Origin of the sequence: Streptomyces sp. NPDC001941, assembly GCF_040296945.1 — a bacterium.
In the GTDB taxonomy this organism is placed as follows: Bacteria; Actinomycetota; Actinomycetes; order Streptomycetales; family Streptomycetaceae; genus Streptomyces.
The window spans coordinates 40,935-53,487 of sequence record NZ_JBEOYE010000004.1 but is presented as its reverse complement, the minus strand read 5'-3'; the positions used below and the strand labels follow the sequence as shown (position 1 = coordinate 53,487).

8 protein-coding genes are annotated in these 12,553 nt (G+C 73.9%); 3 read left to right on the top strand and 5 right to left on the bottom strand.

Annotated elements, in window-relative coordinates; genetic code table 11:
* Positions 1 to 56: 56 nt before the first annotated feature.
* The 4 genes from ABT160_RS05350 to ABT160_RS05335 form a co-directional block, all read right to left on the bottom strand.
* The gene (locus ABT160_RS05350) at positions 57 to 1,886 is read right to left on the bottom strand and encodes a S8 family serine peptidase (protein ID WP_502984163.1); all 1,830 of its coding nucleotides are present in this window, start codon (positions 1,884 to 1,886) and stop codon (positions 57 to 59) included.
* A gap of 341 nt (positions 1,887 to 2,227) precedes the next feature.
* On the bottom strand, positions 2,228 to 2,782 hold the full coding sequence (locus ABT160_RS05345) for a hypothetical protein (protein ID WP_351643788.1): 555 nt from the start codon (positions 2,780 to 2,782) through the stop codon (positions 2,228 to 2,230).
* A gap of 67 nt (positions 2,783 to 2,849) precedes the next feature.
* Positions 2,850 to 3,545, bottom strand: a complete 696-nt coding sequence (locus ABT160_RS05340) for a response regulator (protein ID WP_351643786.1) — start codon at positions 3,543 to 3,545, stop codon at positions 2,850 to 2,852.
* Complete coding sequence (locus ABT160_RS05335) at positions 3,542 to 4,744, bottom strand: sensor histidine kinase (RefSeq protein WP_351643784.1); 1,203 nt, start codon at positions 4,742 to 4,744, stop codon at positions 3,542 to 3,544. Before ABT160_RS05335 ends, ABT160_RS05340 begins: the two co-directional genes overlap by 4 nt.
* A 449-nt stretch (positions 4,745 to 5,193) precedes the next feature.
* Here ABT160_RS05335 and ABT160_RS05330 point away from each other — a divergent pair, with 449 nt between their 5' ends.
* From ABT160_RS05330 to ABT160_RS05320, 3 genes are all read left to right on the top strand, one after another.
* Positions 5,194 to 7,404, top strand: a complete 2,211-nt coding sequence (locus ABT160_RS05330; protein WP_351643782.1) for an MMPL family transporter — start codon at positions 5,194 to 5,196, stop codon at positions 7,402 to 7,404.
* 155 nt (positions 7,405 to 7,559) lie between these two features.
* Entirely contained in the window at positions 7,560 to 8,381 is an 822-nt protein-coding gene (locus tag ABT160_RS05325) for an alpha/beta fold hydrolase (RefSeq protein ID WP_351643781.1), read from the top strand.
* Between the two features lie 284 nt (positions 8,382 to 8,665).
* Positions 8,666 to 11,983: a S8 family peptidase gene (locus tag ABT160_RS05320; RefSeq protein ID WP_351643780.1), complete on the top strand. Its 3,318-nt coding sequence runs from the start codon at positions 8,666 to 8,668 to the stop codon at positions 11,981 to 11,983.
* 82 nt (positions 11,984 to 12,065) lie between these two features.
* Here ABT160_RS05320 and ABT160_RS05315 read toward each other — a convergent pair whose 3' ends face one another.
* Positions 12,066 to 12,509 carry a glutaredoxin domain-containing protein gene (locus ABT160_RS05315; protein WP_351643777.1) on the bottom strand — a complete coding sequence of 148 codons (444 nt, stop codon included), beginning with the start codon at positions 12,507 to 12,509 and terminating at the stop codon, positions 12,066 to 12,068.
* Positions 12,510 to 12,553: the final 44 nt, after the last annotated feature.

The following is a 12,553-nucleotide window of genomic DNA, read 5'->3' as shown; positions in this document are numbered from 1 at the left end:
CCGGCCCCGGTCGGCGGTCAGAGGTCACCGACAGTGACGATCGGTGACGATCCGGATCAGAACGTCAGGTTCCAGGCGTCGATCTTCCCGGTGTCCTGGGTCGCGACGTCTTGGACGCGCAGCTTCCAGGTGCCGTTCGCCGCCTCCGACGAGGCGTTGACCGTGTACGTCTTCGCCACGTCGTCCGCGCTGTCGCTGTTGGCGAAGTCCTCCAGGAGGTAGACCGTGCCGTCGGGGGCGACCAGCGAGACGACCAGGTCGCCGCGGTAGGTGTGCTTGATGTCCACGCCCACCTTGAGGGCCGCCGGGGCGTTGCCCGTCACGCCGCTGACCGTGATCGGGCTCTCGACGGTGGTGTTGTCGGGGACCGCGACGTCGGCGGTGTTCTCGAAGTACTTCCCGGTCGGCGGGGTGGTGGTGCCGCCGACGGCCTTGAGCGCGTCGACCTGGCCCTCGCCGAAGAAGGAGTTGTTCGTCGTGGTGCCGGTGCAGCGGGCGTCGGACGGGCAGGCCGTGTCGGTCGCGTCGCCGGAGAGGCGGGCGCGGATGTCGGCCGGGGTGAGGGCCGGGTTGGCGCTGGCGATCAGCGCGGCGACGCCCGTGACGTGCGGGGACGCCATCGAGGTGCCGTTCTTGTTGCCGTACTTGCCGCCCGGCAGGGTGGAGTAGACGCCCGAGGCGCCGTCGCCGCCCGGCGCGGACACGTCGACGACGCCGCGGCCGAAGTTGGAGTACGAGGCCTTCACGTCGCCGTTGCCCATGGCGGACACCGTCACGACGCCCGGCAGCTCGGTCGGGATGTCGAGGCAGGCGTTGGTGATGGTGCGGGTGACCGGCGTCGAGTCGTTCGGGCTCTCGGTGTCGGTCTTCTTGTCGGCCAGGTCCATGTTCGAGTTGCCGGCCGCGGCGACCTGGAGCGAGCCCTTGGACTCGGCGTACTCCTGGGCGCGCCGGACGCCCTCGATGATGGCCGCCTGGTCGAGGTTGTCCGGGCAGTTGAACTGCCACGGGTCCGTGTAGTAGCTGTTGTTGGTGACCTTGAAGCCGTGGTCACCGGCCCACATGAAGCCGCAGACGGTGTTCTCGGCGAAGAACAGCGTGGTGCCGGGCTCCGCGATGCGCACCGAGGCGAGCTTCACGCCCGGCGCGACGCCGATGACGCCCTTGCCGTTCTTCGCCGCCGCGATGGTGCCCGCCACGTGGGTGCCGTGGGTGTCCACGTCCCGCCAGGCGCCGGTACGGGTGTCGGCCTTGCCGTAGGCGCAGGAGGCCGAGTCCGCCGCGTCGAAGTTCGGCGCGATGTCCTGGTGCTGGTCGTCCACGCCGGTGTCCAGGACGCCGACCTTGACCGACGGGGAGCCGGTGGTGACGGCCCAGGCCTTGTCGGCCTTGATGCGGGTCATGTCCCAGCGGTTGGTCTCGGTGAGCGTCGTCGCCGACTGGGCGGGGTTGGCGGGCAGCGCCGGGTTGTAGGCGTCCGCGGGGACGTCGGAGGTGCGCGTCGCGCCGACCTGCTGGATGCCGCTGACCGAGCGCAGCGTCGACGCGAAGGTCGCGGACGCCGAATGGGCGACGATGACGCCGATGGCGTCGTACGAGGCGAAGACGGTGCCCCCGTTGGAGGTCACGGCGGTCTTGGCGGCGGCCACGTTCGCGGGGGTGCTGATCACCAGGTAGGCGCGGGTCCCGGCGGCCCAGGCACCGGCCGGCTGTGCGGCGGGGGCCTGGGCGGCGGCGCGCTCGCGCGGTGCGACGGGCGCGGTGCCGTCGGCCCCGGCGGGGGCAGCGGCGGCGGGGACGGCGGGGGCCAGCAGGACCGAGGCCGCACCGAGCGCGGCGAGGGCGACGGCGGTGCGTCTGGCGTGGCGGGATATGTGGGATCTCAAGGCGTCCTCCGATGGTCCGGCGGCGCGTGACGCGCCGGTCGGGCCGGTTCTCCTGTAGGGGTGGAGGCAAGATCTCAGACGGACACCGGTCTGCGGAAGTACCCGAAGAAATATCGTGGTTGAGATCCACTATGCGTAACTTTCGCGGTGGCTGGCCCAGTTCACGACGAAGCAAGCGCTTGAGCACGTACCGCCCGTCGACGGCGACCACGAGGGCTCCCACCGCGAAATCCCGTGGCCGCAGGTCCCGTCGCATACGTAGGGTGAGCCGCGGCCGACCCGTTGCGGCGGCACATGTGCGGTGCGCCCGCGCCGCCGTACGGGACGCGGGCACCGCCCCCCTACGGAAGGGTCTCGTCGCGTAGGACGCCGTGGGCTGCGGCGGGGTCGGCCTTCTCCACGCGCAGGTCGTCGTGCACGCCGGTGCCCAGGCTCTCGGGCTTGATCCTGGCCAGTACCGACACCGGGACGTTGATGCCGGGCCCGCCCTTCGCGTCCACCACCAACAGGTACGCCACGGCCTCGGCGGGCGCCGGGTGGTTCCGCAGCGCCCGCGCGTCCGGCGTCACCTTGATGACGTCGCCGCAGCGCAGCCGGCCCGCCCGCAGCAGGTCCAGGCTCACTCCGGCGACCCGGGAGAAGTCCGCGATGTTCGCGGCGGCGAACCGGCGCCCGCGCTGTGCGCAGTACAGCGGGTGCTCGGTGTAGAACGCGGCCGGGCCCTCGGCGTGCGTCAGCTCCTTGAGGGCCGGGCTGTAGGCCAGTTCGTAGTCGTGCGCGAAGACGGGGAGGGCGCCGGGCAGCGGCTCGGGGGCGACGGACGCGGCGGACGGCGCCGCGGCCAGCGCGGCGGCGGCCAGTACGGTCATGGCCGTGGCCAGGGAGGGCTTGTGCATACCGGGCCAACTGCACGCCGCCGCGGCCGGTCACCCGGCCCCCGGCGTTCTCCGTCGTTCAGCCCAGTCAGGCCTCCCCGCGCGCCGTCACCACCCCCGACTCGTACGCCGCGATGACCGCCTGCGCGCGGTCGCGCACCCCGAGCTTCGCGAACAGGCCCGTGATGTGGTTCTTCACCGTCGACGCGCTCACCCCCAGGTGCGCGGCGATCTCGCCGTTGTCCAGGCCGGTGGCGATCAGTCGCCAGACCTCGTGCTCGCGCGGCGTGAGCCCCTCGGACGCCGCCGGGGGAGCCGGGGCGGGCGGTCGCGCGGGCGCCGTGACGTGCGCCGAGATCAGGCGCGTGAGCAGCCGGGGCGCCAGGATCGCCTCGCCCTCGTGGACCACGCGCAGGGCGGCGACCAGGTCCTCGGGGGAGATGTCCTTGGGCAGGAATCCGCAGGCCCCGGCCCGCAGTGCGGCGACGACGTGCGCGTCCATGTCGAAGGTGCTCAGCGCGAGGACCCGGCAGTCCGGCAGTTCCTCCGTCAGACGCGCGGTGGCCGCGATGCCGTCCAGGACCGGCATGCGGATGTCCATCACCACGACGTCCGGCCGGTGCCGGTGGGCGAGCCGCACCGCCTCCTCGCCGTCGGCGGCCTCCGCGACCACCTCGAAGCCGGGCTCCGGCGCCAGCATCAGCGCGAGACCGCGCCGCACCAGCGGCTGGTCGTCGGCGATCAGCACCTTCACGCTCCGCACGGGCGGCGGTCCGCCCGTCACGCGTACGCCTCCCGTCGCTCGGCGGGCAGCGGCAGGCTGGCGCGCACGCGGAAACCGCCGTCCTCGGGACCGGCGCGCAGCGTCCCGCCGTGCAGCGCCACCCGCTCGCGCATCCCGACCAGGCCGTAGCCGGAACCGGACGCGGCGGGCCGCTCGGCACCGCCCCCGTCGTCCAGGACGGTGACGCTCACCCCGTCGCGCGCGTAGCCGATCCGTACGTCGACGCGGGCGCCCCGCCCCGCGTACTTGCGGGCGTTGGTGAGGGACTCCTGGACGATGCGGAACACCGCGAGCGCGACGCTGGGCGGCAGCGTGCGCGGATCGCCCTCGGTGGTGAGCGTGGTCGGCAGTCCGGACCTGCGGCTGTCCTCGACCACCCGGTCCAGGTCGGCGATGCCGGGCTGCGGGCTCCTCGGCTCACCGTCCTCGTCCGGTTCGTCGCCCGCGCGCAGCACGTCGAGCAGGTGGCGCATCTCGCGCAGGGCGGTGCGCCCGGAGTCCTCCAGGGTGACCAGGGCCTCGCGGGCGGCGTCGGGGGAGCGCTCCAGGTTGGCGCGCGCGCCACCGGACAGCAGCTGCATGGTGGTCAGGTGGTGGGCCACGATGTCGTGCAACTCCCGCGCGATGCGCCTGCGTTCGTCCGCGACGGCCTGGTCGGCGAGCAGCCTGCGGTTCGCCTCGGTGGTGCGCTGCCAGCGGGTGACCCCGATCGCGGCCGCCGTCACGAACAGCGCCGACGCGATGTTCGCCGCCAGGTCGAGCCACGACGGCGCGGGCAGTACGGGGTGCGCGAACTGGAGCACCGCGACGCACCCGACGACGGCGACCGCGCTGACGGCCGGGCGGCACGCGCGTACGACGGTGAACAGCGCGACCACGGTCGCCGCTCCGTAGTGCTGGCCGATCGCGCTGAACCAGTTGAGCGAGAGGTTCACCGCGAGCACGCCCGCCAGCGCCACCAGCGGTACCCGGCGGCGCACCAGCAGCAGCAACGACGCCGCGACCATCACCAGACAGCCCGCGACCGGTACGTACCCCTGGTCCATCTGACTGGTGACGGTGAAGCCGACCAGGTCCACCGCCGCACAGCCGACCGCGACCAGACCGTCGTGCTGGCTCCATGGCACCCGGTCGCCCGCCGCCCACCGCCCGGCCCCGCTCCCCGCGGCCGGGCGCGCCCCGCCAAGGCGCCCTCGCATCTGGTCCTCCCCCTGCCCGGCCTCGCCGCGCTGTCGTCGTACGTACGCACACGAGGGCCCGCCCCCGCGCGCCCCCGGCCACCGTCCCCGTGCCCCGTTGACCCGGGGCCCGGCCGATGTGCCACCCATTGTGTCAGTACGGGTGGCGGTGTCCTCCGGGCCCGAGGGGGAGTCCGGCCTGGGAGCAGGGTCCCAGGAGGGCGGGGCGGCGGGGCCCTGCTCCCACCGGGCATCTCGTTCCCCGCTCGGAGGAATCCGGCCGGGCCCGCTGATGTGCTGGAGAAGTGCCGGGGACACCGGCCGACCTGGGCCGGGACACCCCCGGCCGCCGCCGGGACACCCCCGGCCGCCGCCGGGACCGGCCCGGCACCCGGCGCTCCGAAGCGCCTGGCGACCAGGGGTCCGCACCCCGCACCCCGCACCCTCGTACCCGTACCGGAGGACGCCCCGTGATCCGTGCCCTGACCCGATACTCCACCAGCCGGCCATGGCGGGTCATCGCCGTGTGGGCGGTGGTCGGCATCTTCGTGTCCATCATGGGACAGGTGCTGGTCTTCCGCGTCACCCAGACCGACAGCGCCGGTTTCCTGCCCGACTCCTACGACGCGGCCGCCGCGCTGAAGGTCGCCGAGGAGCGGTTCGGCGCCGAGCCCGACGCCAACGCGGTCACCGTCCTCGTCGCCCGCCGCGACGGCGCGAAGCTGTCCGGCACGGACCGGGCCCACGTCGCCGCGGTGGCGAAGGAGCTGAGCGGCACCCGGGTGGACATGCCCTGGCAGGAGGGCCAGATCAAGGGCCTGTCCCAGGACCACACCCAGGTGCCCGAGGTGACACCGGCGATGACGGCGCCGGACGGCACGTTCGCCCTGCTGACCGCGCGGTTGAAGGGCAACGCCACCGACCCGGGCGTGCAGGCGCTGTACCGGGCCTTCCACGACCGGGCGGACGCGGAGTTCGCCCAGGAGGGACTGCGCACCGGCTTCACCGGGGGCCTGGCCGACGTCGTGGACCGCGTGGACGCCGAGAAGACCACGGGGATGGTGGTCGGCTTGCTGATGGTGGGGCTGATCGTGCTGGTCAACGTACTGGTCTTCCGCAGCGTGCTCGCCGCGGTGGTCCCGCTGCTCGCGGTCACCGTGGTCGGCGGCGCGGCGGCCGGCACCGTCGTCGGGGCGGCCCTGCTGGCCGGAGTGGACCTCGACCCCGGCACCCCCAGCATGATCGGCACCGTCCTCATCGGCATCGGCGTGGACTACTTCCTCTTCCTGCTCTTCCGCTTCCGCGAGGAGCTGCGCGCCCGGCCCGGCGCCGACCACCGGCAGGTGGCCGCGGACGTGGCCGGACGCGTCGGCACCGCCATCACCTCGGCGGCGCTCACGATCGTGGCGGCCTTCGCGACCCTGGGCGTGGCGACCTTCGGCCAGTTCCGGGTGCTCGGCCCCTCGGTGGCCGTGTCCGTCCTGGTGATGCTGGTGGCCAGCCTGACGCTGATGCCCGCGGTGCTCGCCGTCAGCGGCCGCCGGATGTTCTGGCCGTCGAAGGCGCTGACGAAGCGCCCGCGCCCGGGCGTCGCCGGACGCGTCGGCGACCTCGTCGCCCGCCGCCCCCTCCTGGTCTTCGCCGGTTCGGTCGCGCTGCTGGGCGCGCTGGCCGTCGGGGTCAAGGGCGTCCACATGGACTTCAGCACCGGCAGCACCCCGCGCGAAACCCCGGCCGCCGCGACGGCCGCCGAGATCTCCCGCTCCCTGCCGCCGGGCGTGTCCGACCCGACGACGGTGTACGTCACCGCCGAGGACGGCCGGAGGCTCGACGCCGCCGCGCTCGGCGGGCTGCCCCGGGCGCTCGCCGGGGTGAAGGGCGTGGGCGAGGTCGGCGCCCCCGTCTTGAGCGCCGACCGCACCGCCGCCCGGATCGACGCCTACCTCACCGTGGACGCGCAGACCCAGGAGGCCCGCGACCTGGTGGCGGGACCCGTCCGCAAGGCCGTGGCGCAGGGGGTGCCGGACGGGCTGACGGCCCATGTCGGCGGCACGGCCGCGGTGTTCGCCGACGTGGCGACGGCCGTGGACGAGGACCTGCGCACGGTGTTCCCCGTCGCCGCCGCCCTGATCGCGCTGATCCTCCTGGTCCTGCTGCGCAGCCTGCTCGCGCCGGTGCTCCTGATGCTGGCCGTGGGCCTCTGCTTCGCGGCCACCTTCGGCGCCTCCGTGCTGGTCTTCCAGCACGTCGGAGGCCGGCCGGGCGTCAACTTCGTGCTGCCGCTCGTGCTGTTCCTGTTCGTGGTGGCCCTGGGCACCGACTACAACATCCTGATCAGCGACCGGCTGCGCGAGGAGATGGCCCGGGCCGGCTCGGCGCGCGCCGCGGTGGCCCGCGCGGTGCGCCACACCGCCCCGGCCATCGCCACGGCGGGCGTGGTCCTGGCGGCCTCCTTCGGCGCCCTCGCGGTGAACGCGGAGCCCTCCACCCAGCAGATCGGCTTCGCCACCGCCCTGGGCATCCTGCTGTCCGCCTTCGTCCTCTCCCTGCTGCTGGTCCCGGCGGCCGCGGCCCTGCTCGGGCGGGGCATCTGGTGGCCGCTGCGGTCGGGCGGAAGTGCCGTCAAGCCGAGGGAAGTCGATACGCGCGACGAGAAGGTCGAGGTGGGGGCGGGACGCTAGCCGCCGTCGTACGGGGTCCGCGCGGGGAGCCGGGAGGTGCCGGCTCCCCGCGCTGACCCTCCGGCCGTACGGAACGTGACGGTGCGGGGCGCGCGGGTGCCCTCGCCCGGCGCCGGTGCGGCCCAACACCCGGCCAAGAGTCCAGACTTGATCCCATGACTGAGCTTCGCGCGACCGCCGCCGACGGCGTCCCCCTCACCGCCCTCGATGACGGCTCCGGCCCTGTGCTGCTCCTCGTGCACGGGGGAGCCGAGCGCCCCGCGTCCTGGGAGCGGGTCACCGAGCTGCTCGCCGGAGACTTCCGCGTCGTGAGGTTCGCCCGGCGCATCTACGTCCCCGGGGCGCGCGTACCCCCGCACTACTCCGTGGCGACCGAGGCGGCGGACATACTGGCCGTCGCCGAACGCCTCGGTGGCGGGCCCCTGTTGCTCTGCGGGCACTCCTCGGGCGCGGTCGCCGCACTGGAGGCGGCGCTGCGGGAGCCGTCCGTGTGCGCGGGCCTGGTGCTGTACGAACCGCCGGTCCTCGCCGGGGACTTGGTCGGCGCGGAGCCGGCCCGGCGCGCGCGGCGGGCACTCGAAGCGGGGGACGCGAGGGAGGCCCTGCGCATCCACCTGCGGGAGATCGCCCAGGAGACGGAGGCGGTGACCGACGGGATCCTCGCGCGCTCGGTGCCGTCGGACGCGTTCACGGCGCGGGTGGCGGCGGGGCTCGCCGACGTCGACGCGCTGGACGCGCTCGGCGTCGGCGTCGAGCGGTACGCGCGACTGGGCCTGCCGGTCACGCTCGTCCAGGGCGACCGCAGCCCGGCCCACCTGCACCGACGCCTGGCCGCGCTCGCCCGGGTGCTGCCCCGCGCCCGGGTGGTGACCCTGGCGGGGCAGGGGCACACGGCCCACCGCACGGGCCCCCGGGCCCTGGCCTCCGTACTGCGGGAAGCGGCCCGGCGGGCGTTCCCGGATGCGACGCCTCGCTGAGGGGCGGGTGTCCGTACGTGGCCGGAAACAGTCCCATGTTGCCGACAGGTAAACCCTTTTCCGACATTGCAGGGCCTGGTGGACGACTTGCGTGCACGCCTCTTGATCATGGCGGCGGGTGTCTGAATACTGCCCGCGCAAGCAACGTGTGTCGTGAACACATCCGTAGGGCGGCGCAATTCGGCCGGTCGCGGGTGCAAGGCGGGCAACCGCGGACACGGCACCTCACCACCTCTCGAAGGACTCAATTGCGAAGCCAGGCGAGAACACCGGGCCGCGTCGCGATGACCGCCACCGCGGTCCTTGCGATGGCGGCCGGCGCGTCGATACCGGCCACCGCCGCCACCGACGCCCCCTCCTCCACCACCCGCACCGCGCCGTCGGGCCGCGCGGGCGACGGCAAGGCCGCACCGGCCTACCGAGTCCCGCTCGTCACCGGTGACGTGGCCGAGGTGACGTCCGGCCGCGTCACCGGATTCACCCCCGCCCCGGGGCGCGAGGACATCCCCGTCTCCGTCCGCTCCGAGCGGGGCCACGACTACGTCGTCCCCGTCGACGCCCAGCGGCTGATCGCCGAAGGCAAGGCCGACAAGCGGCTGTTCGACGCCACCGGGCTCGCCTCCGCCGACGCCAGGAAGGCGTACGCGAAGGGGCTCAAGGTCATCGTCGGCTACCGGGGCGCGGCGGCCGCCGCCCGCGCCGAGGTGCGCGAGGCCGGGTCGACCCGGGTGCGCCGTGGCCTCGCGTCCCTGAACGCCGAGGCCGTCACCACCCCTGCAGGAGACCTGCCCCGGCTGTGGGAGGCGCTGACCGACACGAGCGGGCCGTCCGTCCGCACGACCGGTTCCGGCGTGGACCGCATCTGGCTCGACGGCGTCGTCAAGGCCCGCCTCGACGTGAGCGTCCCGCAGATCGGGGCCGACAAGGTGTGGGCCGCGGGCTACGACGGCAAGGGCGTCAAGGTCGCCGTCCTGGACACCGGCGTCGACGAGACCCACCCCGACCTGGCCGGACAGCAGATCGTGGAGAAGAACTTCTCCGACTCGCCCGACAACAAGGACCGCCAGGGGCACGGCACCCACGTGGCGTCCACCATCGCCGGTAAGGGCGCGAAGTCCGGCGGCAAGTACAAGGGCGTGGCGCCCGGGGCCCGGATCATCGACGGCAAGGTCCTCGGCGACACCGGCAGCGGCGCCGAGTCTGACATCGTTGTCGCGATCGACTGGGCGGTCTCCGAGGGCGCCGACGTCGTCAACCTCAGCCTCGGCGGGCCCGACAGTCCCGGCACCGACCCGCTGGAAGAGTCGATCAACCGCCACACCGAGGCCGACGGCGTGCTCTTCGCCATCGCCGCCGGGAACGAGGGCCCGGGCGCGGGCACCGTCGGCTCCCCGGGCGCGGCCGACGGCGCGCTGACCGTCGGCGCCGTCGACAGCGCCGACAAGACGGCCTCCTTCTCCAGTCGCGGCCCGCGCGTCGGCGACGGCGCGATCAAGCCGGACGTCACCGCCCCCGGCGTGGACATCACCGCCGCCTCGGCCCCCGGCAGCGCGATCGCGAAGGAGTACGGGGAGAACCCCGAGGGGTACGTCACCATCTCCGGCACCTCCATGGCCACGCCCCATGTCGCGGGCGCCGCAGCCCTGTTGAAGCAGCGGCACCCCGACTGGAAGGCCGACCGGCTCAAGGGCGTGCTCACCGGATCCGCCAAGGACACCGGGTTCGCCGCCTACGAGCAAGGCGCGGGCCGCATCCAGGCCGACCGCGCCGTCGCGCAGGGCGTCCACGCGGCGCCGGTGTCGCTGAACTTCGGCGAGGCGGCCTGGCCCCACGACGACGACCAGCCCCTCACCCGCACCCTGACCTACCGCAACGAGGGCGCCGCCGCCGTCACGCTCGGCCTCACCGCCACCGGCACGGGCCCCAAGGGGGAGGCCGCGCCCGCGGGCATGTTCACCGTCAGCCCGGCGACCGTCACCGTCCCCGCGGGCGGAACCGCCGACGTCACCGTCACCGCCGACACCTCGGTCGAGGCCGCCGACGGTCAGTACAGCGGCGCCGTGGTCGCCTCCGGCGACGGCCAGTCCGTGCGCAGCGCCTTCGTCGTCAAGCGCGACGTGGCGTCGTACGCCGTGGAGTTGAGCCACCTGGGCCGCGACGGCAAGGCCGCCGCCCACTTCCAGACGTACGTCACCGGTCTCACCGGCGACGCGGCGGGCGTCGAGTACGCCGTGGACGAGAAGAGCGACACGACCACGCTGCGCCTGCCCGTCGGCGAGTACAGCGTGTCCGGCATGATCCTCGCCGACCGGTCCGACAGCACCAAGGGCACCGACTGGATCGCCCAGCCGAAGCTGAAGGTCGACAAGGAGCAGAAGGTCACCCTGGACGCGCGCACGGCGAAGCCCGTCGACATCACCGTCCCGGACCGCGCGGCCACCCAGTACCAGGCGTACATGGCCTACGAGGTCCAGGTCGGCTACTCGACGCAGAAGTTCGGCTGGCTGCTGGCCTCGTACCGGAACCTCCGCGCCGCCCACCTCGGCCCCGACGTCACTGACGGGACCCTGAAGCAGGTCTGGGACGCCGACTTCGACGCCGGGGACACCACCCAGTACGCCCTGGTCTTCGGCGGTCCCGTCCAGCGCCTCGCCACCGGCTTCACCCGCCACGTCCAGCGCGGCGAGCTGGCCCGGCTGGACTTCGGCCTCGGCGAGGCCGCGCCCGGCAAGGACGCCTGGATCTCGGTCATCGGCTGGACCACGGACGGCCCGATGGGGTACTCCGGCGGGCACACCCTGACCGCGCCGCGCACCCAGCGGATCTACGTCTCCACCGCCGAGGGCGCCGCCTGGACCACCGGCTTCGAGCAGCTCGGCGACACCCTCCCGAACGGCTGGCAGCTCACCGACTCGCGGTACTCGATCCCCAGGACCGCCTACCGGGCGGGCCGCACGTACGGGATCGACTTCAACACCGGCGCGTTCGGACCGGTGCTCGACGCCGACCACAGCCTGGTGCGCTCCTCCAACACCCTGTACGCCTTCGTCAAGGTCTTCTCCGACGGCGACGGACACGACGGTTACACCACGCTGAAGTCCGCGCACACCACGCTGACGCGTGACGGCGAGGTCCTGGCCGACTCGGACGAGGAGCTGGACTACCAGACGTTCAAGCTCCCGGCCGAGGACGGCTCCTACACGCTGAGCACCACCGCGAGCCGCGAGGCGAAGATCGGCCGGGTGGGCTCGCGGGTGGACGCCAGCTGGACCTTCCGGTCCAAGGACGGCGACAAGACGGCGCCGGTCTCGGTCGCCCGCTTCCACCCGTACGCCGACCTGGAGTCGACGGTCCGCGCGGGGCTGCCGGTGTGGATGCCGGTGGAGGTGCAGGGCGCGGCGGCCGGGGACAACCTCAAGTCCCTGACCGTACAGGCGTCGTACGACAACGGTGTCAGCTGGCGCAAGGTCCCGCTGCTCCTCGGGAAGGCGCTGCTGGTCGCGCCCGCCAAGGGCAAGGGCGTGGCGCTGCGGGCCGACATCGTCGACAAGCAGGGCAACACCTCGACGGTGACGGTGTTCGACGCGTTCCTCGGCCGCTGAGCCGGTAGGAGGGCGTGAATCGTGCGGGCGTCCGCTAAGCCGCGGGCGCCCGCACGGCCTTCCCCGTGGGGGAGGGCCCTGCTCAGCCCCGGCCCCGCGCCGTGATCTGCTCGCGCACCCAGGCGGGGTCCGGATTGGTGTGGGGCGTGCCGTCCACGAAGACGGTCGGCACGGTCTCGTTGCCGTCGTTCGCCGCCCGCACGGTCGCGGCGCCGTCCGGATCGCGCCAGATGTTCACCCAGTGCAGCTGCCGGGCCCGGCGCCCGAGCCGCATGCGCAGCCGCTGGCAGAAGGCGCAGCCGGGGCGCCAGTACACGACGGGCCGCCCGTGGGCGGCGCTGAGGCGCCGGGCCTGCGCCGCGCTGACCGACCGGGGGAAGAGCAGCGGCGAGTTCACCGCCCCGAGGAGCAGGAAGGCCGCAAGGACGGCGACGGCGGCGACGAACGCCCCGCCGACGGCGAGGGACGCCGCGACGGCGGCACCGCACGCCACGAACACCAACGGGAGGATCCAACCGCGCACCATGTCCCCGAGGCTACCGAGCCCCGGCGGCGCGGTGGAGACCGGGC

Coding starts and splice junctions, on each gene's coding strand:
- ABT160_RS05315 (WP_351643777.1), bottom strand. CDS start 12,509: ATGGTGCGCGGTTGGATCCTCCCGTTGGTGTTCGTGGCGTGCGGTGCC.
- ABT160_RS05325 (WP_351643781.1), top strand. CDS start 7,560: ATGACTGAGCTTCGCGCGACCGCCGCCGACGGCGTCCCCCTCACCGCC.
- ABT160_RS05335 (WP_351643784.1), bottom strand. CDS start 4,744: ATGCGAGGGCGCCTTGGCGGGGCGCGCCCGGCCGCGGGGAGCGGGGCC.
- ABT160_RS05345 (WP_351643788.1), bottom strand. CDS start 2,782: ATGCACAAGCCCTCCCTGGCCACGGCCATGACCGTACTGGCCGCCGCC.
- ABT160_RS05320 (WP_351643780.1), top strand. CDS start 8,666: ATGACCGCCACCGCGGTCCTTGCGATGGCGGCCGGCGCGTCGATACCG.